Source organism: Rhizobium sullae, assembly GCF_025200715.1.
Taxonomy (GTDB): Bacteria; Pseudomonadota; Alphaproteobacteria; order Rhizobiales; family Rhizobiaceae; genus Rhizobium; species Rhizobium sullae.
In genome coordinates this window covers 2,036,972-2,062,701 of the sequence record NZ_CP104143.1, presented here as the reverse complement: position 1 = coordinate 2,062,701, position 25,730 = coordinate 2,036,972, and the positions used below count along the sequence as shown (strand labels likewise).

Annotated in this window: 25 protein-coding genes and 2 pseudogenes; 10 read left to right on the top strand and 17 right to left on the bottom strand. The window is 61.2% G+C overall.

Features of this window, described 5'->3' with window-relative positions:
- Nucleotides 1-16 precede the first annotated feature (16 nt).
- From N2599_RS10515 to N2599_RS10505, 3 genes and pseudogenes are all read right to left on the bottom strand, one after another.
- Nucleotides 17-517, bottom strand: a pseudogene (locus N2599_RS10515) (HIT family protein); the annotation flags it as partial.
- Nucleotides 518-621: 104 nt separating this feature from the next.
- A complete protein-coding gene (locus N2599_RS10510) occupies nt 622-1,863 on the bottom strand; it encodes a L,D-transpeptidase family protein (RefSeq protein WP_027508557.1) in 1,242 nt (413 codons plus the stop codon).
- Nucleotides 1,864-2,000: 137 nt separating this feature from the next.
- Nucleotides 2,001-3,293, bottom strand: coding sequence for a DNA polymerase IV (locus tag N2599_RS10505; protein WP_027508558.1), 1,293 nt, complete (start codon nt 3,291-3,293; stop codon nt 2,001-2,003).
- A gap of 78 nt (nt 3,294-3,371) precedes the next feature.
- Between N2599_RS10505 and N2599_RS10500 the strand changes: the two genes are divergently transcribed.
- Nucleotides 3,372-3,959, top strand: coding sequence for a GNAT family N-acetyltransferase (locus N2599_RS10500; RefSeq protein WP_100772301.1), 588 nt, complete (start codon nt 3,372-3,374; stop codon nt 3,957-3,959).
- Here the strand turns inward: N2599_RS10500 and N2599_RS10495 are convergent.
- Nucleotides 3,934-4,617 carry a hypothetical protein gene (locus N2599_RS10495; protein WP_027508560.1) on the bottom strand — a complete coding sequence of 228 codons (684 nt, stop codon included), beginning with the start codon at nt 4,615-4,617 and terminating at the stop codon, nt 3,934-3,936. The two genes, N2599_RS10500 and N2599_RS10495, sit on opposite strands and share 26 nt — an antisense overlap.
- 5 nt (nt 4,618-4,622) lie before the next feature.
- On the bottom strand, nt 4,623-4,931 hold the full coding sequence (locus N2599_RS10490; RefSeq protein WP_027508561.1) for a DUF3572 domain-containing protein: 309 nt from the start codon (nt 4,929-4,931) through the stop codon (nt 4,623-4,625).
- A gap of 132 nt (nt 4,932-5,063) precedes the next feature.
- Here N2599_RS10490 and N2599_RS10485 point away from each other — a divergent pair, with 132 nt between their 5' ends.
- Both N2599_RS10485 and N2599_RS10480 read left to right on the top strand, forming a co-directional pair.
- Nucleotides 5,064-5,435, top strand: a complete 372-nt coding sequence (locus N2599_RS10485; RefSeq protein ID WP_022714852.1) for a response regulator — start codon at nt 5,064-5,066, stop codon at nt 5,433-5,435.
- 18 nt (nt 5,436-5,453) lie between these two features.
- Nucleotides 5,454-6,827, top strand: a complete 1,374-nt coding sequence (locus N2599_RS10480) for a PleD family two-component system response regulator (RefSeq protein ID WP_027508562.1) — start codon at nt 5,454-5,456, stop codon at nt 6,825-6,827.
- Between the two features lie 742 nt (nt 6,828-7,569).
- On the opposite strand, the gene rpmG is transcribed toward N2599_RS10480, so the two are convergent.
- The 10 genes and pseudogenes from rpmG to N2599_RS10430 form a co-directional block, all read right to left on the bottom strand.
- The gene (rpmG, locus tag N2599_RS10475) at nt 7,570-7,737 is read right to left on the bottom strand and encodes a 50S ribosomal protein L33 (protein ID WP_003547442.1); all 168 of its coding nucleotides are present in this window, start codon (nt 7,735-7,737) and stop codon (nt 7,570-7,572) included.
- 93 nt (nt 7,738-7,830) lie between these two features.
- The gene (locus N2599_RS10470; protein WP_027508564.1) at nt 7,831-9,015 is read right to left on the bottom strand and encodes an MFS transporter; all 1,185 of its coding nucleotides are present in this window, start codon (nt 9,013-9,015) and stop codon (nt 7,831-7,833) included.
- A 232-nt stretch (nt 9,016-9,247) separates the two neighbouring features.
- Nucleotides 9,248-9,709, bottom strand: a complete 462-nt coding sequence (locus N2599_RS10465) for a DUF983 domain-containing protein (protein ID WP_027508565.1) — start codon at nt 9,707-9,709, stop codon at nt 9,248-9,250.
- Nucleotides 9,710-9,817: 108 nt separating this feature from the next.
- Nucleotides 9,818-12,178 carry a ribonuclease R gene (gene rnr / locus N2599_RS10460; protein WP_027508566.1) on the bottom strand — a complete coding sequence of 787 codons (2,361 nt, stop codon included), beginning with the start codon at nt 12,176-12,178 and terminating at the stop codon, nt 9,818-9,820.
- Between the two features lie 2 nt (nt 12,179-12,180).
- Nucleotides 12,181-14,823 carry a type I DNA topoisomerase gene (topA, locus tag N2599_RS10455; RefSeq protein ID WP_027508567.1) on the bottom strand — a complete coding sequence of 881 codons (2,643 nt, stop codon included), beginning with the start codon at nt 14,821-14,823 and terminating at the stop codon, nt 12,181-12,183.
- A 324-nt stretch (nt 14,824-15,147) separates the two neighbouring features.
- Nucleotides 15,148-15,222 carry a hypothetical protein gene (locus N2599_RS37810; RefSeq protein WP_375714125.1) on the bottom strand — a complete coding sequence of 25 codons (75 nt, stop codon included), beginning with the start codon at nt 15,220-15,222 and terminating at the stop codon, nt 15,148-15,150.
- Between the two features lie 104 nt (nt 15,223-15,326).
- A pseudogene (locus tag N2599_RS10445) lies at nt 15,327-15,513 on the bottom strand (DNA-processing protein DprA); the annotation flags it as partial.
- Nucleotide 15,514: 1 nt separating this feature from the next.
- Entirely contained in the window at nt 15,515-16,135 is a 621-nt protein-coding gene (gene plsY, locus N2599_RS10440; RefSeq protein ID WP_027508569.1) for a glycerol-3-phosphate 1-O-acyltransferase PlsY, read from the bottom strand.
- A 23-nt stretch (nt 16,136-16,158) separates the two neighbouring features.
- Nucleotides 16,159-17,448 (bottom strand): dihydroorotase, encoded by a 1,290-nt coding sequence (locus tag N2599_RS10435; RefSeq protein ID WP_027508570.1) that lies wholly within the window; start codon nt 17,446-17,448, stop codon nt 16,159-16,161.
- Nucleotides 17,445-18,386, bottom strand: a complete 942-nt coding sequence (locus N2599_RS10430; RefSeq protein WP_027508571.1) for an aspartate carbamoyltransferase catalytic subunit — start codon at nt 18,384-18,386, stop codon at nt 17,445-17,447. The genes N2599_RS10435 and N2599_RS10430 overlap by 4 nt, the downstream gene beginning before the upstream one ends.
- A gap of 179 nt (nt 18,387-18,565) precedes the next feature.
- On the opposite strand from N2599_RS10430, the gene N2599_RS10425 reads away from it, so the two are divergent.
- A complete protein-coding gene (locus tag N2599_RS10425) occupies nt 18,566-20,215 on the top strand; it encodes an acyl-CoA dehydrogenase family protein (RefSeq protein ID WP_027508572.1) in 1,650 nt (549 codons plus the stop codon).
- On the opposite strand, the gene N2599_RS10420 is transcribed toward N2599_RS10425, so the two are convergent.
- Nucleotides 20,197-21,132 (bottom strand): AEC family transporter, encoded by a 936-nt coding sequence (locus N2599_RS10420; RefSeq protein ID WP_027508573.1) that lies wholly within the window; start codon nt 21,130-21,132, stop codon nt 20,197-20,199. The genes N2599_RS10425 and N2599_RS10420 overlap by 19 nt on opposite strands.
- 179 nt (nt 21,133-21,311) lie before the next feature.
- Between N2599_RS10420 and N2599_RS10415 the strand changes: the two genes are divergently transcribed.
- The 3 genes from N2599_RS10415 to N2599_RS10405 all read left to right on the top strand — a co-directional run bounded on the left by N2599_RS10415 (nt 21,312) and on the right by N2599_RS10405 (nt 22,582).
- Nucleotides 21,312-21,968, top strand: coding sequence for a TetR/AcrR family transcriptional regulator (locus tag N2599_RS10415; RefSeq protein ID WP_156915215.1), 657 nt, complete (start codon nt 21,312-21,314; stop codon nt 21,966-21,968).
- Nucleotides 21,969-22,088: 120 nt separating this feature from the next.
- Nucleotides 22,089-22,259 carry a hypothetical protein gene (locus N2599_RS10410; protein WP_165928149.1) on the top strand — a complete coding sequence of 57 codons (171 nt, stop codon included), beginning with the start codon at nt 22,089-22,091 and terminating at the stop codon, nt 22,257-22,259.
- Nucleotides 22,256-22,582: a DUF6105 family protein gene (locus tag N2599_RS10405; RefSeq protein WP_027508575.1), complete on the top strand. Its 327-nt coding sequence runs from the start codon at nt 22,256-22,258 to the stop codon at nt 22,580-22,582. Before N2599_RS10410 ends, N2599_RS10405 begins: the two co-directional genes overlap by 4 nt.
- Here the strand turns inward: N2599_RS10405 and ruvX are convergent.
- A complete protein-coding gene (gene ruvX / locus N2599_RS10400) occupies nt 22,525-23,013 on the bottom strand; it encodes a Holliday junction resolvase RuvX (RefSeq protein ID WP_027508576.1) in 489 nt (162 codons plus the stop codon). The genes N2599_RS10405 and ruvX overlap by 58 nt on opposite strands.
- A 113-nt stretch (nt 23,014-23,126) precedes the next feature.
- On the opposite strand from ruvX, the gene N2599_RS10395 reads away from it, so the two are divergent.
- The 3 genes from N2599_RS10395 to gatA all read left to right on the top strand — a co-directional run bounded on the left by N2599_RS10395 (nt 23,127) and on the right by gatA (nt 25,726).
- Nucleotides 23,127-23,831: a metal-dependent hydrolase gene (locus tag N2599_RS10395; RefSeq protein ID WP_027508577.1), complete on the top strand. Its 705-nt coding sequence runs from the start codon at nt 23,127-23,129 to the stop codon at nt 23,829-23,831.
- Nucleotides 23,832-23,900: 69 nt separating this feature from the next.
- Nucleotides 23,901-24,188, top strand: coding sequence for an Asp-tRNA(Asn)/Glu-tRNA(Gln) amidotransferase subunit GatC (gene gatC / locus N2599_RS10390; protein WP_027508578.1), 288 nt, complete (start codon nt 23,901-23,903; stop codon nt 24,186-24,188).
- A gap of 56 nt (nt 24,189-24,244) precedes the next feature.
- A complete protein-coding gene (gene gatA / locus N2599_RS10385) occupies nt 24,245-25,726 on the top strand; it encodes an Asp-tRNA(Asn)/Glu-tRNA(Gln) amidotransferase subunit GatA (RefSeq protein ID WP_027508579.1) in 1,482 nt (493 codons plus the stop codon).
- The last annotated feature ends 4 nt before the right edge of the window (nt 25,727-25,730 follow it).

The window sequence follows — 25,730 nt, the reverse complement described above, 5'->3', positions numbered from 1 at the left end:
TGAACCTGCACTTTGAAGCGCTCAGTTCTTCAAGGAAAGCTTGGGTGATCTGCTCCGCTAGCCGTGCCATCTCGTCGGCCGGAATCTGCAGCACGCCATGCTCGGCCATGAGTGCGTGGTACTGTTGCTCCTGGAGCGGAACGCCTGCGGGCAGAGGGACCACATGGAAATGGATGTGGCTGTTGGCTTGCTGGCTGCCCAGCGAAAGAACGTAGATCCTTTCGGCCTTGAGTAGCTTTTTCAGAGCACGAGACAAGACGTGTATATGCCTTTGCAATCGCAGGTATTCTTCGGTCGAGAGATCCTGCGCCAAGTCTTCGCGGTGTTTCTTCGGGGAAACCAAGCAGTATCCGGGCAATGTTGGATACTTGCTGAGAAAGATGATTGTCTCCTCATCCTCGAAAATGCGATGATGGAAGAACGCGGGATCTCCGCTCACCACACCGCAGATAAAGCAGGGCCGTGTCGTGATATCACGCAGGTATCCATCGAGATCGAACGGCGTGCGCTTGCTCATGCTGAATCTCATCAGGGCCATGTGCATAAATCAAGATTTCCTGCGCTCGCTCTCAAGCGAAGGTCGTTTGAGCGCCTTCGCCGCATCTTGCGTGTAGCGGCACTCTAACGCGTGATCGTGATGAAATCCGTGCCGGCGCCGGTCTCCGGGCCGATGCCGGTGTCGGAGATCGTCAGCGTCGAGCCTTTGGCCAGCATGCCGTCGATCCGGCTGCGTGTTCCGTCTGGTATTGTGATGCGGTCGAGCGCATCGGCGATCGGCGTACCGCCGGTCACGATCGAGCTCTCGTTGGCGACGATCCCGAGCCGCTTCATCGCCTGCCTGGAAAGATTGTTCTTGAGCGTCACGCCCAGCCAGTCAGCCCTGCCGTTTTCGACGTCGACGGCGTGCAGCGTGAAAAAATGCGTGCCGAGCGCCTGCCGCGGATTGCCGATCGTGATCGGCGCCTCGAAGACCGGTTTGAAATCCTGGCGCACCATGATGACGCCATTCGGCGGTTCGCCCTTGCCTGCCGCCGCGTAAATTTCCCTCAGGAGAGTGTCGCTGACGAGCGCCTTGTCGTCCTTGAACTGCATGGATCGAAGCGCTTTGAAGGCATTGATGGCCTGAATGGTTGCAGCACCGAGAAGCCCATCAGGAGCGCCGGCGGAAAAGCCGAGCTGGTTGAGATAGGTCTGGATATTGATCACCGTCTCGCGCTCGGTGCGGCGGGTGATGAGAATGCGGATCGGATTGGTGTTTTCCGGTACTGCGGCCCGCGCGACCGGAGGAGGCACTGCGCTGTTCATCGCCAGTCGAACCGGCTCGCCGCCGGTTTCGCCGATCGCCGGACGCAGTGCCGCATCCGAAAGCAGCAGCGGCGGTTCCGGCAGATCGGGACGGAAGAGATTCGGATGCGCAACCGGCTCGGGCGCCACTTCCGCATCGCTGATGATGACCGGCACGCTGAGGCTCGTCATCTGGTAGAGCTGTTTGGCAAAGGCGGCGGGCATGCGCACGCAGCCGTGGGAGGCCGGATTGCGCGGCACAGAATTCGATTCATGAAGCGCGATGCCGGACCAGGTCAGCCGCTGCATCCACGGCATCGGAGCCGCCGAGTAGAGGTTGGACTCGTGATATTTCTGCTTCTCGAGCACGGAAAAGATGCCGCTCGGCGTCGTGTGGCCGGCCTTGCCGGTCGAGACTTTCGACGTTGCGATCACATCCGCGCCGTCATAGACGGCAAGCGACTGCTTGTCCTTTGAAACGAAGATTTGCAGCGTGCGGGCATCCGCCGCAAAAGCGGGGTGATGCACGAGTGCGGTCGCCGACAGCAAGCCGAGGCCGAAAACAAAACGCGAGAACATGTTAGCCAACCAATACGCAATACTTGACCGGCATATTACGGCACGATGCTTAAGGAAGGCTTGAGCATTGGTCGCTGGATCGGCGTTCACGCATTGGTGATCTATAGCCGGCTCAGCATGTAGTTGCGATTGCCAGATTATCCGTCGCGTTTGCCGCTGCCGAACGTGGAGCCGGTCTCCACGGTCTTCTTGCCAAATTTCTCGCGCAGCTTGTCCATCGCGGCTTCCGCCGCCGCCCGACGCGTGGATTGCTGGTCGATGAGATCCGGCGGGTCGGCGCGTGCCGGGTCGCAAAGGTCGGTGACGCCGATGCCGATCAGGCGGAATTTCGTGCCGTCCGTTTCCTTCTCCAGAAGCTCGATGCCGGTGTGGAAAATCCTGTCGGCAAGCTGCGTTGGGTCCTCCAGCTTGCGGTTGCGTGTACGGGATTTGAAGTCCGCCGTCTTCATTTTCAACACGACGGTGCTCCCGGCAATGCCGCTCTTCTTCAGCCGCCAGGAGACCTTCTCGGAGAGACTGCGCAAGATCGGCACCAGATCCTCATAGCGCGAAATATCGTCGAAGAAGGTCGTCTCCGAGGAGACGCTCTTTGCCGGATCGTTGAGGTGCACCTTGCGGTCGTCGATGCCGCGCGAAAGGCGGGCAAGCCTCTGGCCGATACTGCCGTAGCGGCGCATCAGATCGGTCTCCTCCATCGTCTGAAGCTGGCCGATCGTGCGGATGCCGTCCGCTTCGAGCGTTGCCGCAAAGGCCTTGCCAACGCCCCAGATGGTCGTCACCCGCCGCGGCGCCAGAAACGCCACGGCTTCTTCGCGGCCGATGATGGAAAAGCCCCGCGGCTTCTGCAGGTCGGAAGCCACCTTGGCGAGGAACTTGCAGTAGGACAGCCCGACGGAAACCGTGATGCCGATCTCCTTTTCCACGCGGCGGGCGAATTTCGCCAGCGTCCGCGCCGGCGGATCGTGGTGCAGGCGCTGGGTGCCGCCGAGTTCGAGGAATGCCTCGTCGATCGAAAGCGGCTGCACCAGCGGCGTCAGCTCCTGCATCATGGTGCGGATCTCGCGGCCGACCTTGACGTATTTCTCCATATCGGGGCGGATGACGACCGCCTGCGGGCACGCCTCCAGCGCCTTGAACATCGGCATGGCGGAGCGGACGCCGTGGATGCGGGCGATATAGCAGGCAGTGGACACGACGCCGCGCTTGCCGCCGCCGATGATGACCGGCTTGTCGGCAAGCTCCGGATTGTCGCGCTTTTCGACCGCGGCGTAGAAGGCGTCGCAATCGATATGCGCGAGCGTCAGATCGTAAAGCTCCCTGTGCCGCACGAGACGCGGGCTGCCGCAGGCCATGCAGCGGCGTGCCTCGCCCTTCTGCTCGGCAAGGCAGTCGCGACAGAAGCCGGGTGTCTTGTCAGGCGTTGGCGTCATCGTGATGAGAACAAAGATTGAACATCGAGAGATTACGCCTTAAGCTTCCGAGTCTCAAGAGACGGGAGAGGTTTGGCTTTGGACATCGATCTGCGTTTTGAGCCGGTGACGCCGGAGCGCTGGACGGATTTCGAGACGCTCTTCGGTCCGCGCGGCGCGTTCTGCGACTGCTGGTGCGTGGCGCTGAGGCTGCCGCATGCGGTGCGCACCAAAATGCGGCCGGAGGAGCGGAAAGAGCATATCAAAAGCCGCATCGCCGCCGGTCCGCCGCCCGGCATTCTCGCCTATGCGGATGACCGGCCGGTCGCCTGGGTGCAGATCGGTCCGCGCCATGACGTTCCGCAGTTCAACTCACCGCGCGTCGTTTCCCGGCCGCTAGAGGATGGCGATGCACTGGACGCGTCCATCTGGGCGATCAGCTGTTTCTTTCTTGCAGCACCGTTGCGCGGCAAGGGCCTCAGCCACCATCTGCTGCAGGGCGCAATCGACCACGCGAGGCAGAACGGCGCGCGCTATCTCGAAGGCTGCCCCATCGATCATACGAAGCAATCAAAGTCGGTCACGCTCTGCATCGGCTCGACCGCGATCTTCGATGCGGCGGGCTTCGAGCCGGTGGCGCGGCGAAAGGACGGCCGGCCGCTTATGCGGCTGGAATTGCAGCAGTGAGGCTTCGAGCCGCGTTGGCTTCGGCAAAATGCCGTCCGATCATGGATGCGGCTTCGTTCCAGTTGTTGACGCGTGGAGTGCCGTCCATCGCCGCAGGCGCGAAACGGTGAATTTCGGAGACCGGCATCAGATGTAGCAGAAGGCAGTTATCGACATGTTCGCGCACCGAATGAAGATTGACCGCCATGTCGTCGATGAAAGCGACGGGCAGGGGGCGAGCGCCATGCAGCATCTTGACGATCGGCCCTTTCGGCTCACGCGCCGCCAAAAGAGGGTGGGTCAGGCCGAAGCGGTCGAGCAGCCGCCGCCGCTGATCGGCATAGACCGGCGGCATTGCGGTCAGGAAAACGATATCGGCCTCGGCGGAGAGCCTGCTGAGCGTCTCCGCGGCCAGTGAAACCGGCAACTGCCACTCTTCCTGCCGTTCGAAGAAGGTTTCGACCAGCCGGCTGACGTGGATATCCTCGAGCGCAACCCCATCTTTAGAAACGATATTGCCATGAAGACGGAAGGAACGCGGCAAAAGCTCATGCCCTTCGCTGAGAAGAAACCGCTGGAAAGGATCGATAAACTGCAGCACGACGTCATCGACGTCGCAGACGATCAGCGGCCGGTCGCCGAGCCGCACATGCGAGATGTCGAAGGTCACGGTCTCCATTGCGCTCAGTATTCTCCGGAATCGAGGCCGGGAGAGGAGAAATGCCGCCACGCGGCAGTGAGCGTATCAGGCGCCGTGCCGGTCGTTTGGCAGAAAGCCACCGCCGTCGGCTCGTGGTTCATCAGGAAATCCAGCATGCCGGCAAGGAAGCCCGGATCGTTGATGGCGTTGCGGACCTGGGCAGGCTCCACGCCCGTCAGCGCCAGGAAACGCGAGAACATGTCGGGCTCGTTTGCCAGCCAGCCGAGAACGGCGATCGCCGTTTCCTGCGGGTCTGTGGCTAAATGTTTGGAAGTCTTGAAGTTGCTTTGCATTTCGCTGGGTAAGTTACCTTTTCTTCAACCAAATACCGGTAGTTTACCACTATCGGTTTCCCGGATTCGCGCGCGCAGTGTTCTGTCACGGCGCGATCGGCTGCAGGGACGAGACGTAGGGACAAGCGTGCAATGCCCAAACAGGTGATGATTGTAGAAGATAACGAGCTCAACATGAAGCTCTTTCGCGACCTGATCGAGGCGTCCGGCTATACGACGATTCAGACCCGTAACGGAATGGAAGCGCTTGATCTTGCTCGAAAATACAAGCCGGACCTGATCCTGATGGATATCCAGCTTCCGGAGGTTTCCGGCCTGGAGGTCACCAAATGGCTGAAGGAAGACGACGAACTGCATGTCATCCCGGTGATCGCGGTGACCGCCTTTGCCATGAAGGGCGACGAGGAGCGTATCCGTCAGGGCGGCTGCGAAGCTTACGTGTCCAAGCCCATCTCGGTTCCGAAATTCATTGAAACGATCAAGACTTATCTCGGTGATGCATAGCGCATCTGAAAGACGTTTATGACGGCGCGCATATTGGTGGTTGATGATATTCCGGCGAATGTGAAGCTGCTCGAAGCGCGGCTCCTCGCTGAATATTTCGACGTGCTGACGGCCGCCGACGGTTATCAGGCGCTGGCGATTTGCGAGCGCAACCAGGTCGATCTCGTCCTGCTCGACGTGATGATGCCGGGGCTCGACGGCTTCGAAGTCTGCGCGCGCCTGAAGGCGAACGCGAAGACCTCGCATATTCCCGTCGTGATGGTCACGGCGCTCGACCAGCCGGCCGACCGCGTGCGAGGCCTGAAGGCGGGCGCGGACGATTTCCTAACCAAGCCGGTGAACGACCTGCAGCTCATCTCCCGCGTAAAGAGCCTTTTGCGCCTGAAGACGCTGAGCGATGAACTGCGTATCCGCGCCGAAACGGCTGAGACGATGGGGATCGACGACCTCATCCGCGCCGGCGAAACACGTCCGGAAGAGGCCGGTCAGATTTTGCTGGTCGACAGCCGCGCCAATTCGCAGGAGCGCGTCATCAAGGCGCTGAAGCCGATTGCCGACGTGACCGCCATCTCCGACCCGCAGGCAGCTCTGTTCGAAGCCGCCGAGAACGCCTTCGAACTTGTGATCGTCAATGCCAATTTCGACAATTACGATCCCTTGCGGCTCTGCTCCCAGTTCCGCTCGCTGGAGCGTACCCGCTTTCTGCCGATCCTGATCATGACGGAGCAGGGCGCAGATGACATGGTGATCCGGGCGCTCGATCTCGGCGTCAACGACTACATCGTCCGTCCGGTCGATCCGAATGAACTCGTCGCCCGCAGCCTGACGCAGATCCGCCGCAAGCGTTTCAACGACCGTCTGCGCGCGAGCGTCAAGCAGACGATCGAACTTGCTGTCACCGATCCGCTGACAGGCCTCAACAACCGCCGCTATCTCGACAATCATCTCAAGGTTCTCTTCAACCGCTCGATGGCGCGGGGCCGGCCGCTTTCCGTGCTCATCACCGACATAGACCGCTTCAAGCAGGTGAACGACACGCACGGCCACGATGCTGGCGACGAAGTGATCAAGGAATTTGCCAATCGCATCCGCTCGACCGTCCGCGGCGCCGATCTCGCCTGCCGCTACGGCGGCGAAGAGTTCGTCGTGGTGATGCCGGATACGTCGCCCGAGGTGGCCGCTGCGGTTGCCGAGCGTCTGCGGGCCTCCGTCGAAAGCATTCCTTTCGAGCTGAAATCGGCGGGGCAGGAGCTGAAGGTCACCGCCTCCTTCGGCATTTCTTCGCGCCTCTCTTCGGTCATCACGCCGGATCAGCTTATGAAGCAGGCTGATCTTGCTCTTTATGAAGCAAAGAACACCGGCCGGAACCGCGTCGTTGCTGCTGCGGCTTGACGGCAATACTGTTTCAAGAACGGCTCCGGACACCGTTTTCCACCGGAAAAGGGTGAAGCTTACAAATTTGTAATCGTCGCGCAGGCAAAAGACATATTTCTTTTGTGGAAAAGATCTGGAAATGGATTTCTGCCTTCGGTGACCTTCTTATGGTGCATCTCCGGCGGCGGGAAGAACAAAGGCGTACCGCCAAAGAATACACCCATCGCGACCGGTAACTGTGCAAGCAGTGCTATTTCCTCAGCGAAAATGTTGCGACATTACGTAACGTCAGTATCCGACAAAGTTACTGCTATGTGCCTATAGGTTTCTTCGCAAAACTGGTTCATTTCCTGAGCGCCTAAGTCATTCGGCTGATCTCCACCTGCCCCAAAATTGGACTTTTAACCATAGGAGCAGGCAGGAATTTCTCATCATTAAGAATTTGTTGATTTTCTTTCTTTTTTGCGCAAATTATCGGCTCATAAGAGAAAGTGCTCCCTCTTGAGGAGCCCGCATACCCCATGATGCTCAGGTCCGCCGCATCTCCTGGGTCGTGGGGTCGGTCGGCTAGCATGCAACTTACGCGGTTCCTCGTGCCGCGTTGCCTGCTGGCCGACCCCTTATCGGAAAAACGCCGTCGTTCCCATCATAGGGAAAGACGGCGTTTTTGTTTGCGCTTTTGCGGAAAATAACAATCCAGAAATGAAAAAAGCGCGCAACCATGTGGCGCGCGCTTCCTGAAAGAACCTGAAATCAAGGGTTACTTGATCTTGGTTTCCTTGAACTCAACGTGCTTCTTAGCAACCGGGTCATACTTGGTCTTCGTCATCTTGTCCGTCATCGTACGGCTGTTCTTCGTCGTGACGTAGAAGAAACCGGTGTCGGCCGTCGACAGCAGCTTGATCTTGATTGTGGTAGCCTTGGCCATGGTCGTCCTGCCTTTAAGAAAATGAAAGCCGTGGAAAGCCGGATGGGCTCCACGGCAAATTCTGGCGCGAAACTACGAATCCAGCCCGAAAAGTCAAGCCCGCTTTCGGAGGAAAAGCAGCCTTATGCCCGCCAGCAAGGCATAAAGGCCGAAGAAACAGGCAATCGCCCATGCAAAACCATTGTTTCCGGCAACGTCGATAGCAACTCCGATCGCCTGCGGGCCGGCAACGGTGCCGACCGCATAACAGAAGACGAAGGCGGCATTCGCCGCCGCAAGGTCGGATCCTGTTAGCCGGGAGCCGAGATGGCTGAGGCCGACGGTATAGAGACCGGCAACGCAGCCGCCCCAGAAGAGCAAGACCCCTGCCATCATGATCCAGCTGTGGGAGAGCAGCGGCAGCATCAGCGAGCCGATGAGGCCCATGAAGGCCATGGCGGCAAGCAGCGGGCGCTTGTCGGAAATCCGATCGGAGAGCATTCCGACCGGGATCTGAAAGATGACGTTGCCGATGCCCATGACCGTCAGCAGCAGTGCCGCCTGAGATTCGGTGAAGTTCGCGCGGATCGCATAGATTGGAAACAGCGAAAGGCCACCCGCCTCGACCGCGCCGAAAATGAAGACCGCGGCTGTTGCCGTCGGCACCAGGAAGACGTAGCGCATGAAATGCAGTTCCGGCTTCTCTTCGAGGATCGGGCTTTCGTGCCGCGCGATAAAGATCGGAATGGCCGCAAGCAGAATCGCGGCCGCACCGACAATAAATGGGAGAATTCCATCGCTGCCGAGAATCGAAAAGAGCAGAGGCCCCGCCGCGAAGCCGAGCGAAAGCACCGTCGCGTAAATACCAAGCACGAATCCGCGTTTCGTGGGCGGTGAGGCGGCGTTGATCCAAAACTCGGACAGGATGAACAGGGTGGTCGTCGCACCGTGGAAGGCAAAGCGAAGAGGAAACCAGAGCCAGAAATCCTCGGCGTAGTAAAATCCGAGCGAACTGAGCGCCGAAATCACCACCGCCCAGAGCATGGTAGGGGCCACTCCGTATTGATGCGCGAGTTTCGTTGTGATCGGGGCGGCGGCCATGGCGGCGACCCCCGCCATGGCCGTATTCAGGCCGATGAGCGTTGAGGGGATGCCGCGTTTTTCCAGGATGATGCTGAGAAGCGGAAGGCCGAGGCCGATCGCGATGCCGACAGCGGAAATCGACGAGACGGCGGCAACCAGCGACGGCCAATGGATTTCTTCGACATCGCCAGGTGTGCCGTTTCTCGGCTGAGACATGAATCCATCCTTGAATGACTGAAACGAATCGCCCGTTTTGTGGCACATAGAAAGGCACATGCGTGCCAAATCCAAGTGACGGGCTGTGCTTTATGGAAAGTCCGGCGCCGATGGCAATAGATCAAATAATCCAGCTCATGTTCACTCAGGACTGGCGCTGCAACCTTGCAGCGCCGGCGAGCGTTGCCCACTACACGCGAATTATGTCTGGACGGTGAAGGTGCAGGACTGCTTACGATGAGCGCCCGCGGCCGGGGATATCGTAATCATCGTGGTCATCGCTCTGGCCGCCGAAACCATGCAGGCGCAGCGCCCATTGCAGGCCGATCACGCCGCCCTTGATCGGCTGGATCGAGGCCAGGGCGGTCAGAACGGTGATAGGAGCCCAGATTGCCAGCGTCAGCCAGAGCGGCAGCGGCCAGATCATGTCAGTCATCATGTAGCCGCCGACCACGACGTGTCCGATAACGAGGATCACGAGATAAGGCGGCAAGTCGTCGGAGCGGTGGTGGTGCATGGCCTCGCCGCAGGCGGCGCAATGGTCGACAGGCTTCAGGAAAGCCCTGAAAAGCTTGCCGCTGTTGCAGTGCGGACAGCGGTTCAGCATGCCGCGAATGATGGAGCGGCCGAGCGGACGCTCGGTCTTTTCTGCATCCCCATAGCGGACCGGTTGTTCGGTCGAGGCAGTGGTCATGATCGTTCCTTTTCGAGCGTCCCTACACGCATGGAGCGCCGCAAGCCCGCCTCGCGGGCAAGGGACGCTCCTTACTTCAAATGCAGAGCATCCCGAAAGAAGGACGCCCTATCGCCGCCCTCTTGGCGGCCTTGTTCCGGCCATCTTGCGGGCCTGCCGGTTGTCCCGGCGGCCTGCCTTGTGGAACGAGCGCACTGCCGTCGGCATGTTGCGTCCTTCGCTGACCATCTCGAAACGAAGCGCGCCGGCGAGCGGGATCGCTTCGGCAAGCTTCACGGTGACATCATCTCCGAGACGGTAGCCCAGTCCGGTCTTCTCACCCGACAGCGCCTGATGCGCCTCGTCGTAGATGAAGTAGTCCGTACCGAGCGTAGATATAGGTACGAAGCCGTCGGCTCCATAGTCAGGGAGGGCGACAAATAGTCCCGATTTCGTGACGCCTGATACGCGCCCCTTGAACTCTTCGCCGACCCGCGTGCTGAGATGGTGGGCGATCAGCCGGTCGACCGTCTCACGCTCCGCGGCCATTGCACGGCGCTCGAAGGTGGAGATTTCGGCGGCGATGTCGTCGAGTGCGGCTTCCTCCTCCGGCGTGATGGCGCCTTCGCCGAGACCAAGCGAGCCGACCAGCGCGCGGTGGACGATCAGGTCCGCATATCTCCGGATCGGCGAGGTGAAGTGCGCATACTTCATCAGGTTCAGCCCGAAATGGCCGATGTTTTCCGGGCTGTAGATCGCCTGGCTCTGCGAGCGCAACACCATCTCGTTGACCATCGTCTGATGCGGCGTGTTCTCGGCCTTTGCCAGGATGCCGTTGAAGCTGTTCGCCCTCACATTGCCGCCCTTGGCAAGCGAGATGCCGAGCGTCGCCAGAAAGTCGCGCAGGATCTCCTGCTTGGCAAGCGTCGGGCTATCGTGGATGCGATAGATCAGCAACTGGCGCTTCTTTTCGAGCGTTTCGGCCGCACAGACATTGGCCTGGATCATCATCTCTTCGATGAGCTTGTGCGCGTCGAGCCGCGGCGGCACGAAGACGCGGTCCACTGTGCCGTCCGGCTTCAGCAGGATCTTGCGCTCGGGCATGTCGAGCTCGAGCGGCTGGCGCTTGTCGCGGCCGCGTCTTATTATCTCGTAGGCATGCCAGAGCGGCTTCAGGATCGGTTCCAGCATCGTCCCGGTCTTGTCATCCGGCGTGCCGTCGATCGCCGCCTGCGCTTGGCTGTAGGAGAGCTTCGCCGCGCTCTTCATCATGACGCGGTGGAACGTATGCCCGGCCTTCCGGCCATCCTTCGAGAAGACCATGCGCACGGCAAGCGCCGGGCGGTCGACGCGTTCCTTCAGCGAGCAGAGGTCGTTGGAAATGCGCTCCGGCAGCATCGGCACGACACGATCCGGGAAATAAACCGAATTGCCGCGCTTCAGCGCTTCGCGGTCGAGTGCCGAATTGGATCTCACATAGTAGGATACGTCGGCGATCGCCACGGTGATGATCACGCCGCCGGGATTGTCGGGGGAGGGGTCCGGTTCAGCATAGACCGCGTCGTCGTGGTCCTTCGCATCGGCCGGGTCTATCGTGATCAGCGGCACGTCGCGCCAGTCTTCGCGATGCGACATGGTCGCGGGCTTCGCCGCTTCGGCTTCATCGATCACCGCCTGCGGGAAGACATGCGGAATGCCGTGCGCGTGGATCGCGATCATCGAGAGCGCCTTCTCCGAGGCGACGGAACCGACGACCGACAGCACCTTTGCGCGCGGTAGGCCGATGCGTCCGAGGCGCGCGATCTCGACTTCGACCAAATCGCCATCCTTGGCGCCGCCGGTATCATCCGGATCGATCAGCATTTCCTCGCCGCGCCGTTCGATCGGCAGCAGCCGTCCGGCGCCGCCGGGTGCCGTGCGGAAGACGCCCATGGTCGCGCCGCGGCGCTTGTCGATGATCTTGATGATGCGCGCGGTATAGGCCGGCCCGCCGCGGTCGGCCGCCGGAAATATCTTCGCCACCACGCGGTCGCCCATGCCGGCAACAGGGGCCTTGCCTTTGCCCTGACGCCCGGCCGGCGACGTCTGTCGGATCGCGACAGCGGGCGCAACGCCCTGATCCTCCGGCCATTCCGCCGGCCGGCCGATCAGTTCGCCGTCCTTGTCGCGCGTCGTGATGTCGAGCACCGTCACAGGCGGCAGCGCGCCCGGCCGGATGAGAGACTTGCGCGTCTTCTGCAGCATGCCTTCCTGTTCGAGATCCCGCAGCATGTGCTTGAGTTCGACGCGACTATGGCCCTTGAGCCCGAATGCCCTGGCGAGCTCGCGTTTGGACGCCTTTTGCGGATGCTCGGCGATGAAGCGCAGGACGACTTCGCGCGACGGCAAGGCGCCGTGCACGATGTTCAGCGGCTCGACCGCGGGGGCATCCGGGCTCGCGCGGCCGATTTTGCCCATGGTCTTCGTTCTTTCGCGCGGGATCCTGCTCACACTCAGCTCTTCTTCGTTTTCGCGGGCGCCTTTGCTTTTGCCTTTGGTTTGGCGGCCGTCTTCGCCGCCTTGCCTTCGGCCGCGGCGGCCTTTGCCTTCGGTTTTGCTCTGCCCTTTGCCACCGGCGCCTTGCCGGCCTTGGCGGTGATCAGCGCCAGCGCTTCCTCGACCGTGATTGCCTGCGGGTCCTTGCCCCTTGGCAGCGTAGCGTTCACCTTGCCCCAGCTCACATAGGGGCCGTACTTACCATCACGAACGGTGATCGCTCCGCCATCGGGATGTTCGCCCAACGCCTTCAGCGCAGCTGGTGTTCCACGGCCGCCCGGCGCCTTGTTCGCTTTCTCGGCAATCAGCGTCACTGCGCGGTTGAGGCCGATCGAAAACACGTCCTCGACGCTTTCCAGGTTGGCATAACCGCTGTCGTGCAGGAGGAACGGCCCATAGCGCCCGATGCCGGAGGAAATCATCTTGCCGGTTTCGGGATGCTTGCCGATATCGCGCGGCAGTGAGATCAGGGCCATCGCCTTCTCGTAGTCGATGTCTTCCGGCTTCCAGCCCTTCGGCAGCGAGGCGCGCTTGGCATCCTTGCCGTCGCCGCGCTGGATGTATGGACCGAAGCGGCCGGAGCGCAGCGTCAGTTCCTCGCCGGTCACGGGATCGGTGCCGAGGTTCTTCGGCTCGTTCTGTGCCCCGCCTTCGGCTTCCCCACCGTTTTCGGAGGAGAGCTGGCGGGTATAGTTGCATTCCGGATAGTTCGAGCAGCCGACGAAGGCGCCGTATTTGCCGAGCTTCAGCGACAGGTTGCCGGTGCCGCAGACCTGGCAGATGCGCGGATCGCTGCCGTCTTCCCGCTTCGGGAAGACGAGCGGCGCAAGCGACTCGTTCAGCGAGTCGAGTACGTTGGTGACGCGCAGTTCCTTCGTGTCCTCGATCTGCGCGAAGAAGTCTTTCCAGAAATCGCGAAGCACCTGCTTCCAGTTGAGCTCGCCTGCCGAAATCCGGTCGAGCTTCTCCTCCAGGTCGGCCGTGAAGTCGTATTCGACATATTTGGTGAAGAAGCTTTCGAGGAACGCCGTCACCAGCCGTCCCTTGGAATGCGGGATCAGCTTGCGCTTGTCGATGGTCACATATTCGCGGTCGCGGAGCGTTGCGAGCGTTGCCGCGTAAGTGGAAGGACGGCCGATGCCGAGTTCTTCCATTTTCTTGATCAGCGTCGCTTCCGAATAGCGCGGCGGCGGTTCGGTGAAATGCTGCGTGGAATTGATCTTCTGCTTTGCGAGGTTCTCGCGCGCATTGATCTCCGGGAGGCGGCCGCCCTCTTCGGCGTCGTCGCTCTGCTCGCCGTCTTCCTTCTGGTCGGTATAGGCCGCGATGAAGCCGTCGAAGCGGATCACCGAGCCGACGGCGCGCAGGCCAGCCTTCTGGCCATTGTTGTCGGCGGTGATTTCGGCGGTCGTGCGCTCGATTTCGGCAGACGCCATCTGGCTTGCGATGCCGCGCTTCCAGATCAGGTCGTATAGCTTGATCTGATCGGCATCGAGGAATTTCCGGACGCGGTCGGGCGAACGGTTGAAATCTGTCGGGCGGATCGCTTCGTGGGCTTCCTGGGCGTTCTTCGCCTTGGTGGAATAGAAGCGGGCCTTTTCCGGCATGTAGCGCTCGCCGAACTGATCAACGATGGCGTGGCGCGCCGCATCGATCGCTTCGGACGCCATCTGCACGCCGTCGGTACGCATATAGGTGATGAGACCGACAGTCTCGCCGCCGATATCGACACCTTCATATAGTCTCTGGGCGATCTGCATGGTGCGCGATGCCGAGAAGCCGAGCTTGGAGGACGCCGCCTGCTGCAGCGTCGAAGTCGTGAACGGCGGTCCCGGGTTGCGTTTGACCGGCTTTGCCTCGACGCTGTCGACAACATAGGCAGCACCCTCGAGCAGCGCCTTCAGCTTGCCGGCCTCTTCGCCGTTGCCCACCGAGCGCGCCTGCAACCGCTTGCCATTGGCTGCCACCAGCTTGGCCTCGAATTCGTCACCGCGTGGTGTCTTCAGGAGAGCCGAGATGTTCCAGTATTCTTCCGAGATGAAGCGCTCGATCTCGGTTTCGCGGTCGCAAACGAGACGTAGCGCCACCGATTGCACGCGGCCGGCCGAGCGGGCGCCCGGCAATTTGCGCCAGAGGACGGGCGAAAGATTGAAGCCGACGAGGTAATCGAGCGCACGGCGCGCGAGATAGGCATCGACCAGCGGTACGTCGATGTCCCGGGGCTCGGCCATCGCGTCCAAAACCGCCTTCTTGGTGATGGCGTTGAAGACGACGCGCTTCACCGGCTTGCCATTCAGCACGCGCTTCTTGTTCAGGACGTCGAGCACGTGCCAGGAGATGGCTTCACCCTCGCGATCCGGGTCGGTTGCGAGGATGAGCCCGTCGGAAGACTTCACCGCATCGGCGATGTCCTTCATGCGCTTGGCCGAGGCGCTGTCGACCTCCCAAAGCATTTCGAAATCCTGGTCAGGAAGAACAGAGCCGTCCTTGGCAGGCAGATCGCGAACATGGCCGAAGGAGGCGAGCACCTTGTATCCGGGGCCCAGATACTTGTTGATCGTCTTGGCCTTGGCAGGCGATTCCACCACTACAACATTCATCATGATTCTCTAAAAAACTACCGCGCCCGGCGAGGAGGAGAGCGTAATACTTGCCGCTCGAAGAATACCGGCCCCCCGACATGGACAGGGAAATCGTTCCGGTCAAGGGGTTTGCTGAATTTTAGGCGTTGCAACGCGATACTACCAGCGGGCGATTATAAACGCATTGCAATTTACGATATTTGAGTTATCGCTTTTCAAGTGTGGTCAGATGCTTGCCGAGCTGCGCCAGGTCGCCGAAAAGGAAAAGGCGGATATGCTCTGCTATCTCTTGGAAATGGCCTATGTCGAGGCCGGCGAACTTCACAACCGCATGTAAGAGGCTTAGTCACCCATCGCAAGGGAGACGAGGCCGCCGGGATGCCGGTGCCGCCTTCCGGGGATATCGAGCTCGAGCAGAACGAGATAAACCGCCGAGGCGGAGAGCCCAGTATGCCGGCAACCGGTGCCGAAAAAAGATCGAGCTGCGACAGCGGTGCTAGCGTCTCGACCACATCTTCGGGCGTCGCGCCGCCACGCGAGGAAAGGGCAGGCAGCATCGAAAGCGCCGTTTCCGCTGAGCCGAAATGATTGATAAGATCGCGAAAGGTGGCGGGACCGACCTTGTCGGAGCGGATCAGCCTCAGCCGGGCAAATCCGTTGCCGTTCCGTCAGCGCAAGTCCCTGTGGCCTTGCGCTTGCCGCGTCCATCTTATCCCTTCGCCCCGATCTTGCTTTCCGTCCCGCTCAGCAGGCGGGAGATGTTGGCCTTGTGCCTGTAATAGGAGATGGCCGACATGATCGCCATGACAGCTGCAACCTTCTCGGCCCCTAACATCCACAATGCAACCGGAATGACTAGCATCGCAACCAGCGCCGACAACGAGGAATAACGCGTCGAAAAGGCAACCGCGAGCCATACGGCGCCGAAAAGGAGGACCATGACCGGTGCGATGCCGAGCAGCGTGCCGATGTATGTCGCAACGCCCTTACCACCCTTGAAACCGATCCAGACCGGGAAGAGGTGGCCGATAAAAGCAAAGAAGCCGGCAATGATGCCCGCTTCCTCACCAGCAAAATAGGTCATGATCCAGGCAGCGACGGAGGCCTTCAGCGCATCGAGCAGAAGCGTCGCTGCCGCAAGCTTCTTGTTGCCGGTACGCAATACGTTCGTTGCACCAATGTTGCCCGAGCCGATGTTGCGCACGTCACCGAGCCCGGACGCCCGCGTCAGGACAAGGCCGAAGGGGATGGAGCCCAGAAGGTAGCCGATGACGGCCGCCGCGAGCGCCAGCGGCAGCGTAATCTGCCAAGTGGTAAGATCGGATATCATCGTCCCCTCCCGGACCCCTGTTCTTAAAGAGAATGCACGCACTGTCCCGCGACATAGGTCGCGACAGCCCGTCCGCTGAAGCGTGCATCCTCGAAAGGCGTGTTCTTCGAACGCGAGAGAAGCATGTCTTCCGAGACAAGCCAAGGCTCGTCGAGATCGATCAGCGCGATATCGGCTTTTGCTCCCCGCTTCAGCGTTCCGGCATCGAGGCCGAAGATCTGCGCAGGGCGCGTCGACATCGCATCGATCAGCCGCATCAGGCTCACTTGGCCGCTGTGGTGGAGGCGCAAGGCGGCCGCAAGCATGGTTTCGAGGCCGATCGCGCCGTCGGCCGCTTCGCTGAAGGGCAGGCGCTTGGTATCGACATCCTGCGGGTCATGCGAGGAAACGATGATGTCGATCGCGCCTCTCGCCAACGCTTCCACCATCGCCACGCGGTCGTCTTCGGCCCGCAGCGGCGGATAGAGCTTGAAGAAGGTGCGGTATTCGCCGATGTCGTTTTCGTTGAGCGCCAGGTTGTTGATCGAGATGCCGCAGGTGACCTTGGCGCCGCGACGCTTCGCAAGCTCGATCGCCTCCACCGATTCCGGCACCGAAATCATCGCCGCATGATACGTGCCGCGCGTCAGCTGCGCGATGCGAAGGTCTCGTTCAAGAGGAATGAGTTCCGCTTCCTTCGGAATGCCCCCGAGACCGAGCCAGCTCGCAAGCAATCCTTCGTGCATGACGCCTGTCGCGCCGAGATATTTGTCGCGTGTCTCGCAGGAGATGACGGCGCCGAATTCCCGCGCATAGGTCATGACCCGCCGCAGCACCTGCGTGTCGTGCACGCTGGAGCGGCCGTCCGTGAAGGCAACGGCACCGGCTTCCATCAAGAGGCCGATCTCGGTCATCTCCTCGCCGGCCAGATGCTTGGTGATCGCCGCTGCCGGGTAGACGTTGACAAGCGCCGTGTCTCTCGCCGTCTTCTTGACAAATTCAACGAGGGCGATGTCGTCGATGACAGGATCGGTGTCCGGCATCATGATGATCGAGGTGACACCGCCTGCCGCTGCCGCCCGGCTTGCCGAAGCGATCGTCTCGCGATGTTCGGCGCCCGGCTCGCCGATATTGACGCATGCATCGACCAGGCCCGGCGTTGCGACGAGGCCGCTGCATTCGCGAACCGCGGCGCCTTCCGGCGCCCCCTGGTTTTGGGCATCCTTTCCGGCAGCAGCAATCATGCCGTCCTTGACGATGATCGTTCCGATCTCATCGAGATTGCGCGAAGGATCGATGATGCGGACATTCTTGAGAACGATCGAGTTCGTCATGCGCGCGGCCCCCGGTTCTGAGACACAAGCAAAGTCTCCATCACCGCCATGCGCACAGCGACCCCCATTTCTACCTGTTCGGCAATCACGCTCTGCGGTCCGTCCGCCACTTCGGAGGAGATTTCCACCCCGCGGTTCATCGGTCCCGGATGCATCACCATCGCATCGTCCTTGGCGGCCTTCAGCGTTTCCGCATCCAGACCGTAGAAATGGAAGTATTCGCGCACCGAAGGCACGAAGGCACCGGACATCCGCTCGCGCTGCAGGCGCAGCATCATCACCACGTCGACGTCCTTCAGTCCTTCCTTCATCGAGTGGAAGACCTCGACGCCCATCTCCGCAATGCCGGCCGGAAGCAGCGTCGCCGGTGCGACGACGCGTACCCGCGCGCCCATGGCGTTCAGAAGCAGGATGTTCGAGCGCGCCACCCGTGAATGGAGCACGTCGCCGCAAATCGCGACGATGATGCGCGACAGCTTGCCCTTGGCGCGCCGGATCGTCAGGGCGTCGAGCAGTGCCTGCGTAGGATGCTCGTGCTGTCCGTCGCCGGCATTGACCACGGAGCAGGAAACCTTCTGCGCCAGCAGTGCCGCGGCACCGGCGCTCGAATGGCGGATGACGAGCACATCCGGCCGCATCGCATTCAGCGTCATCGCGGTGTCGATCAGCGTTTCCCCCTTCTTCACCGAGGAATTGCCGACCGACATGTTCATCACGTCGGCGCCGAGGCGCTTTCCGGCAAGTTCGAAGGAGGATTGGGTCCGAGTCGAGGCTTCGAAGAAGAGGTTGATCTGCGTCAGACCTCTCAGCGTCGACGTCTTCTTTTCGCGCTGCCGGCTGATCTTGACGGCCTCGTCCGCCTTGTCGAGCAAATAGGTGATATCCTGCTCCGTGAGGCCTTTGATGCCGATGAGGTGGCGGTGGGGAAAGAAGACCATGAACCTGCCTCTTGCTGTGTCACGCGCTCTATAAAGAGTGGAGAGGTGAGGGGCAAGCATGTGCTGTGGGCAAAGGCTTATGTCCCCATGCAATTTTGCCCCAAATCCATTAGAGCTGGAGGCGGAAATGCTTAAACTTCCGGTTTCCCTTTGCCTGCCTCTTGCACTAGAAGCGACTCATGACATCCGCTGAAGAAAAACTCGCCGAACTGAACCAGCCAAGCCTCTGGTCCGGCATCAATGCCTACCGGTCCGATCCGCTGATCGTCGACCTGACGGCGGCGCTGCCGCGCGGCACGCGCGAGGACCTGGAAAATATGGGCCGCTATGTGACCTCGCCGGAGGCGCAGGAACTGGCGCGCATGGCAAATCAGGGAACGCCGCAGCTTCGTACCCATGGTCCGCGCGGCGAGCGCCTGGATGTCGTCGAGTTTCACCCCGCATGGCATGCGCTGATGCGCCGCTCGATGTCCGTCGGCCTGCATTCGTCCGTCTGGGATCCGCAGGCCGATGCCGACGCAAAGGATCAGGCGCACAAGATTCGCGCCGCCCGCTTTTATCTGACCGCCCAGCTCGAAGCCGGCCACCTTTGCCCGCTGACGATGACAAGCGCTTCGGTGGCGGCACTCTCCGCATCGCCTGCCGTGCAGAAGGATTGGGCGCCGAAGATTCTCTCGCGCAAATACGATTCTTCGAACAAGCCGGCCATGCAGAAGTCGGCGGTGACGATCGGCATGGGCATGACCGAAAAGCAGGGCGGCACCGACGTCCGCTCCAACAAGAGTGCGGCCGAAAAGGTCAGCGAAGGCATCTACCGCCTGTCGGGCCACAAATGGTTCATGTCGGCGCCGATGAGCGATGCCTTCATCATGCTGGCGCAGACAAAAGAGGGCATGGGCTGCTTTCTGGTTCCGCGCCTGCTTGAGGACGGCTCCGCCAACGGCCTGCAGTTCCAGCGGCTCAAGGACAAGGTCGGCAACCGCTCCAATGCTTCCTCGGAAGTCGAATTCAACGACACCTTCGGCTTCCTGCTCGGCGGTCCCGATGCCGGCATCCGCACGATCCTCGATATGGTGACGCTGACGCGCCTCGATTGCGCGCTGGCCTCGTCGGGCATCATGCGTGCCTCGCTCGCCGAAGCCGTGCACCACACCCGCGGCCGCAGCGTTTTCGGCAAGATGCTCGTCAATCAGCCGATCATGACCCGCGTGCTCGCCGATATGGCGCTCGACGTCGCTGCCGCGACGGCTCTGTCCTTCCGTCTTGCAGACGCCTTCGACAAGGCGCGCGGCAATGCGGAAGAGGCGGCCTATGCCCGCGTCATGACGCCGGTTGCGAAATACTGGTGCTGCAAGATCGCGCCTGCGCTGATCTACGAGGCGATGGAGTGCATCGGCGGCAGCGGCTATATCGAGGAGCGCCCGATCGCTCGCCACTATCGCGAAGCTCCGGTCAACGCCATCTGGGAAGGCTCCGGCAATGTGATGGCGCTCGACGTGCTGCGTGTGCTGACGCGAGGCAAGGACCTTTTCGAAACGGTATTCACCGGTCTTGCCCGCGATCTCGGCCCGGCCGGCAAGAAGACGATCGACGTGCTTCGTGCGGCAATGGCGCTCTGCGAACGGGATGAGGGGGCATCCCGCCTGCTAGTGGAACAACTGGCGCTCGCCGCCGCTGCAGCCGAACTCTATCGCCTCGGCGCCGGCCGCATCGCCGACGCCTTCATCGAAACCCGCCTCGCGGGCGGCTGGCGCGCCACCTACGGCATGCTCGATTCCCGCTTCGACGCTACGTATATTGTCGACCTGCTTTATCCGCCGGCAACGTAGGTCGCGCCGGTCAGGATGATCGGGATGGTCACGAACGAGCTCGCGGTCTGGATCGTTGCGGCCGCAGCGTAGAGCGGAGCGTCTCCGCCCATCTGCTTGGCGAGGACATAGCCGTTCATCGCGGTCGGTACGCTGGCGCTTAAGGCGAGCATCACGAGCGGCTGGCCATGGAGGCCGAAGGCGAGACCAATACCGAACATGAGCGCAGGAAAGGCGAGAAGCTTCAGCAGCACGGATACGAGGGCCACGGAGCGCGGCCGAAGAGCGTCGGAAATTCTGAGCCCAGCACCGACCATGATGAGTCCAAGCCCAAGGGAGGACCGGGCAACCAGGTCGACGGTGACCGTCAGCGGCTCATAGACTGGTATTTGTGCGAGATTGACAAGAAGTCCGAGCGCGCAGCCGATGATCAGCGGGTTGGTCACGATCTTCACGAGAAACATCCGCAAGTCGCGCGAAGCGCCTGAGAACCACACCAGCATCCCGACATTGATAAGGTTGATCGGAATGATGACGACCGCCATCACCAACGCGACGATGGCAAGTCCCTGAGGCCCCGCGAGTTTTTCCGCTATCGCGAGGGCGATGAAGGCATTCCAACGTGTGGCCGTCTGGAAAAGGGAGGAATAGGTCGCTGACCCGACGCCGGCGCGGGCGAAAACCGGCCATAGGGCGAAGACAAGTCCCGACATGATGAGGATGGCAAGGATCGATACTGCACCGATCGTGCCCGTCTCCATGCCCGAGAAGTCGGCTTTCGCGAGCGTGAGGAAGAGGAGTGAAGGGAACAGAATGTAGTAGCCGAGCTGTTCAAGCCCCGGCCAGAGGCTGTCGTTGAACAATGGACTGCGGCGGAGCGCAACGCCGAGCACCACAAGAAGGAAAATCGGGAGGATGCTTTCGAAGATTATCAGCATTGGCGGCTCCGGAACGTCTTGCCCCGGTTAACCGGCTGGTGGGATCTTCGCAACCCGTAAATGCACTCGCGGAAACGCTTTTCTCCACAGGGCTTTTGGTTCGCAGGCATCCTCGCCCGTTGTCCGTCCCGCCTTGAGTTGCTAATCACCGTCGGGTGACAGGGTTGGGTTGAAAAGCAATGCTGATTGATGAAGCGGCGGCTGAGGCGCCTTTGGCGACGCCGGTGCCGGAAAAGCGGGTGCGCGACCGCGCCGCGACGGAACGCGCCATTCTGGATGCGGCGAAATCGCTGCTTGCCGAGGAAGGGTTCCAGAATTTCGGCATCAATGCGGTCGCCCGCCGTGCCGGCTGCGACAAGCAACTGATCTATCGCTATTACGGCGGCCTGAACGGTCTTGTCGAAGCGATCGGCGCCGATCTAGGCACCTGGGTTAGGGACCGCATCCCGGAAGATGCCGGCGGCATGTTCCTGCTCACCTACGGCGATCTCATGGAGCGCCTGGCGCTGCTTTTCCTGGAGGCGCTTCGCGACGACCCGCTGATGCGCCGTATCGTCGCCTGGGAGGTCTCGGACAATACCGAGCAGGTGAGGCGGCTTGCTGAATCCCGCTCGAAGGCGCTGTCGCAATGGCTGGAGCGCATGAAGGGCTCGCTGACGCCGCCGAAGGGCATCGATGCCGCCGCCGTCAACGCAATTCTCATCGCCGCGATCCAGCATCTCGTGCTCTCGGCTTCTGCAGGCGGCCAGTGTGCGGGCTTAGCACTGAAGAGCGCCAAGGACTGGGAAAAGGCCGCAACCGCTCTGAAGCGCATCGTTCGCGGTGTTTACGGCTGACGCGGCGTCGCGTTATCCACAGGCGTTCCCCCGCCCGTTAACCTTAACGAATGGTTTACATTGCGCCCTGCCAGTGGACGGGACAGGGTATCCGCAGTCTAAATCTTAGCTGTCGGGATCATGGGAACCAAAGCTGCCAAAGCGATGCTGCTCTTTGCCGCGATGATGTTTTTCGCGATTCTTGCGCTGGACATCGCCGTGCCTGCGCTGGTTCTGAGCGTCATGGCATTGTCGACATGGGCGGTCACTCCCGACGCGTCTTTGAGCCGGCATGAAGGGAAGGCCGCATGAAGTGGTTCCTGGTCTTCTGGTTGGGCCCGATCGCCTTTCTAGGCGGCTGGTACTGGCTTTCCTATTATGACATGAACTTCGGCATCTTCATGCTGACGCGCCAGGTCCATGATCTGACCTTCCAGCTCTATGGCAATGTACTCGGCGTGCCGCCCGAAACCATCCCGCCGCTCGTCGCCCGCGCCATCGCTGTCGACAGCCTCGTCGTCTTCGCCATTATAGGCTTCCGCAAGCGCAGGAAGCTCATTGCCTGGTGGAAGGCGCGTCAAGCCTCGAAATCGTCCGATCTGCCGAGCAGCGAAAGCCTGTCCAGCGCGCCCTGAAGAATGAAGCTGGCGGCCGCCGAATCGATCCGCCCGGCGCGCTTGGCACGCGACACGTCCATCTCGATCAGCGCCCGCTCGGCCGCCACCGTTGAAAGCCGCTCGTCCCAATAGACGAAGGGTAGGGCGGTCTTTTGCTCCATGTTGCGCACGAAGGCTTTCGTCGCCTGGACGCGCGGACCGGCCGAGCCGTCCATGTTCATTGGCAGCCCGATCACGAAGCCGGCGACTTTTTCCTTCGCGGCAAAAGCCAGCAGCACTTCGGCGTCGATCGTGAACTTCTGCCGTTTGATGACCGGCCGCGGCGTTGCAAAGCGCCGCCCGAGATCGGACATCGCGAGCCCTATCGTCTTCGTGCCGAGGTCAAGCCCGGCGATCGCCTGTCCGGGGGCGAGCTCAGCCGCCAGTTCCTCGATCGTCAGCACCGTCATCGTCATTCATCCCGTCAAAAGAAATTGAAGCGCTGCCCGCTTTTCCTTGCGGCCATACCGGATATGTCCTTAGCATCCAACTCTGCTTTTGCATCACGTATTGGAGTGATTCCATGAAGATCACCTGGCTCGGCCATTCCGCCTTCCGCATCGAGACCAAGGCGGCAAAGATCCTGATCGACCCGTTCCTCACCCAAAACCCGTCCTTCGCCGGGCAGGACATCAAGGAGGTTGCGAACGGCATCACCCATATCCTCCTGACGCACGGCCACGGCGACCATGCCGGCGATACTGTTTCGCTTGCGCGCGAGACCGGCGCCGTCGTGCTTGCTAACGCCGATCTTGCCGCCTGGCTGGGCTCCAAGGGCGTCGAGAAGATCGAGATGGGCAATACCGGCGGTACGGTTTCGTTCGATAGCTTCACTGCGACCTTCACCAATGCGCTGCATTCCTCCGCCCAGATCACCGAGGACGGCGTCTCCCATTCGCTCGGCAATGCGAACGGGCTGATCCTGCATTTCGACGACGAGCCGAGCTTGCTGCACATGGGGGATACCGACATCTTCTCCGATATGGCGCTGATCAACGAACTGCACCAGCCGGACATCGGCATCGTTCCGATCGGCGACCGCTTCACCATGGGCGGCGCCGTCGCAGCGCTCGCCTGCCAGCGCTACTTCAACTTCAAGACCGCAATCCCCTGCCACTACGGAACCTTCCCGATCATCGACCAGACACCGGAAAAGTTCGTTGCGGGCCTGGAAGGTTCGAAGACGGCCGTGAAGACGCCAAAGCCGGGTGAGACGCTGTTCATCTAAGCAAAACGCCGTTGCGCACGGCGAACATGGCCTTTATAGCGGGTAGGAAAAATCCTATCGGAGAATGCCATGTCCGTCGATCTTGCCACCGTTAAGCGCGTTGCTCACCTTGCCCGTATTGCCGTTTCGGAAGAAGAGGCAAATCGCATGGTCGGCGAGCTGAATGGCATCCTCGGCTTCGTCGAGCAGCTTTCCGAAGTGAATGTCGAAGGTGTCGAGCCGATGACCTCCGTCATGCCGATGGCGATGAAGAAGCGGACCGACGAGGTGACCGACGGCAGTAAGGCCGAGGACATCGTCGCCAATGCGCCGGTCACCGACCACAATTTCTTCCTGGTGCCGAAAGTCGTCGAATAAGCGCCGGACGCGCCCCTTTCCGACCCCGTTGCCATTCAAAAATTCGAGCGAACACGATGAGCGAACTCACCAGCCTGACCATTGCCGAAGCCCGCGAGAAGCTGTGCGACAAGGAGATCACGGCAACCGAACTGACGGAAGCCTATATCTCGGCGATCGATGCGGCCAATGAACGCCTGAACGCCTATATCAAGATCACGCCCGATCTCGCCCGTGTCATGGCGAAGAAATCCGACGAGCGCATCGCCGCCGGCAAGGCCGGTGATCTCGAAGGCATCCCGCTCGGCATCAAGGACCTCTTTGCGACGGTCGGCGTCCACACTCAGGCCTGCAGCCATATCCTCGACGGTTTCGAGCCGCGCTATGAATCCACCGTCACCCAGAACCTATGGGACGACGGCGCCGTCATACTCGGCAAGCTGAACATGGACGAGTTCGCCATGGGCTCCTCCAACGAGACTTCGTATTATGGCGCGGTCATCAACCCCTGGCGTGCGGCCGGCTCGAACCAGCAGCTCGTTCCCGGCGGCTCTTCCGGCGGTTCGGCCGCGGCGGTCGCGGCCCATCTCTGTGCCGGTGCGACGGCCACCGATACCGGCGGTTCGATCCGTCAGCCGGCCGCCTTCACCGGCACCGTCGGCATCAAGCCGACCTATGGCCGCTGCTCGCGCTGGGGCACGGTCGCCTTCGCATCCTCGCTCGACCAGGCCGGCCCGATCGCCCGCGACGTCCGCGACGCTGCCATCCTCTTGAAGTCGATGGCGAGCGTCGATGCCAAGGACACGACCTCCGTCGACCTGCCGGTACCGGATTACGAAGCAGCCCTCGGCAAGTCGCTGAAAGGCATGAAGATCGGCATCCCGAACGAATACCGCGTCGACGGCATGCCGGAGGAAATCGAGACCCTTTGGCAGCAGGGCATCGCCTGGCTGAAGGATGCCGGCGCCGAGATCGTCAATATCTCGCTGCCGCATACCAAGTATGCGCTCCCGGCCTATTACATCGTCGCGCCCGCCGAAGCCTCCTCGAACCTCGCCCGCTACGACGGCGTGCGCTACGGCCTGCGCATCGACGGCAAGGATATCGTCGACATGTACGAGAAGACCCGCGCCGCGGGCTTCGGCAAGGAAGTCAAGCGCCGCATCATGATCGGCACCTACGTGCTGTCGGCCGGCTACTACGACGCCTATTACCTGCGCGCCCAGAAGGTCCGCACGCTGATCAAGCGCGACTTCGAACTCGCCTTTGACGCCGGCGTCGACGCGATCCTGACGCCCGCCACCCCGTCCTCGGCCTTCGGCGTCGCCGACGAGAACCTCGCCTCCGACCCGGTCAAGATGTACTTGAACGACATCTTTACGGTGACGGTGAATATGGCGGGCCTGCCCGGCATCGCCGTCCCCGCCGGCCTCGACCGCAAGGGGCTCCCCCTCGGCCTTCAGCTCATCGGCAAGCCGTTCGACGAAGAGACCCTCTTCAAGACCGCGCATGTCATCGAACAAGCCGCCGGCAAGTTCACGCCGGCGAAGTGGTGGTAACGGG

Bases quoted from the DNA above. Each gene is read 5' to 3' on its own strand.
- N2599_RS10510 (WP_027508557.1), bottom strand. From the start codon at position 1,863: ATGTTCTCGCGTTTTGTTTTCGGCCTCGGCTTGCTGTCGGCGACCGCA.
- N2599_RS10505 (WP_027508558.1), bottom strand. From the start codon at position 3,293: ATGACGCCAACGCCTGACAAGACACCCGGCTTCTGTCGCGACTGCCTT.
- N2599_RS10495 (WP_027508560.1), bottom strand. From the start codon at position 4,617: ATGGAGACCGTGACCTTCGACATCTCGCATGTGCGGCTCGGCGACCGG.
- N2599_RS10490 (WP_027508561.1), bottom strand. From the start codon at position 4,931: ATGCAAAGCAACTTCAAGACTTCCAAACATTTAGCCACAGACCCGCAG.
- N2599_RS10485 (WP_022714852.1), top strand. From the start codon at position 5,064: ATGCCCAAACAGGTGATGATTGTAGAAGATAACGAGCTCAACATGAAG.
- N2599_RS10480 (WP_027508562.1), top strand. From the start codon at position 5,454: ATGACGGCGCGCATATTGGTGGTTGATGATATTCCGGCGAATGTGAAG.
- rpmG (WP_003547442.1), bottom strand. From the start codon at position 7,737: ATGGCCAAGGCTACCACAATCAAGATCAAGCTGCTGTCGACGGCCGAC.
- N2599_RS10470 (WP_027508564.1), bottom strand. From the start codon at position 9,015: ATGTCTCAGCCGAGAAACGGCACACCTGGCGATGTCGAAGAAATCCAT.
- N2599_RS10465 (WP_027508565.1), bottom strand. From the start codon at position 9,709: ATGACCACTGCCTCGACCGAACAACCGGTCCGCTATGGGGATGCAGAA.
- topA (WP_027508567.1), bottom strand. From the start codon at position 14,823: ATGAATGTTGTAGTGGTGGAATCGCCTGCCAAGGCCAAGACGATCAAC.
- plsY (WP_027508569.1), bottom strand. From the start codon at position 16,135: ATGATATCCGATCTTACCACTTGGCAGATTACGCTGCCGCTGGCGCTC.
- N2599_RS10435 (WP_027508570.1), bottom strand. From the start codon at position 17,448: ATGACGAACTCGATCGTTCTCAAGAATGTCCGCATCATCGATCCTTCG.
- N2599_RS10430 (WP_027508571.1), bottom strand. From the start codon at position 18,386: ATGGTCTTCTTTCCCCACCGCCACCTCATCGGCATCAAAGGCCTCACG.
- N2599_RS10425 (WP_027508572.1), top strand. From the start codon at position 18,566: ATGACATCCGCTGAAGAAAAACTCGCCGAACTGAACCAGCCAAGCCTC.
- N2599_RS10420 (WP_027508573.1), bottom strand. From the start codon at position 21,132: ATGCTGATAATCTTCGAAAGCATCCTCCCGATTTTCCTTCTTGTGGTG.
- N2599_RS10415 (WP_156915215.1), top strand. From the start codon at position 21,312: ATGCTGATTGATGAAGCGGCGGCTGAGGCGCCTTTGGCGACGCCGGTG.
- N2599_RS10410 (WP_165928149.1), top strand. From the start codon at position 22,089: ATGGGAACCAAAGCTGCCAAAGCGATGCTGCTCTTTGCCGCGATGATG.
- N2599_RS10405 (WP_027508575.1), top strand. From the start codon at position 22,256: ATGAAGTGGTTCCTGGTCTTCTGGTTGGGCCCGATCGCCTTTCTAGGC.
- ruvX (WP_027508576.1), bottom strand. From the start codon at position 23,013: ATGACGGTGCTGACGATCGAGGAACTGGCGGCTGAGCTCGCCCCCGGA.
- N2599_RS10395 (WP_027508577.1), top strand. From the start codon at position 23,127: ATGAAGATCACCTGGCTCGGCCATTCCGCCTTCCGCATCGAGACCAAG.
- gatC (WP_027508578.1), top strand. From the start codon at position 23,901: ATGTCCGTCGATCTTGCCACCGTTAAGCGCGTTGCTCACCTTGCCCGT.
- gatA (WP_027508579.1), top strand. From the start codon at position 24,245: ATGAGCGAACTCACCAGCCTGACCATTGCCGAAGCCCGCGAGAAGCTG.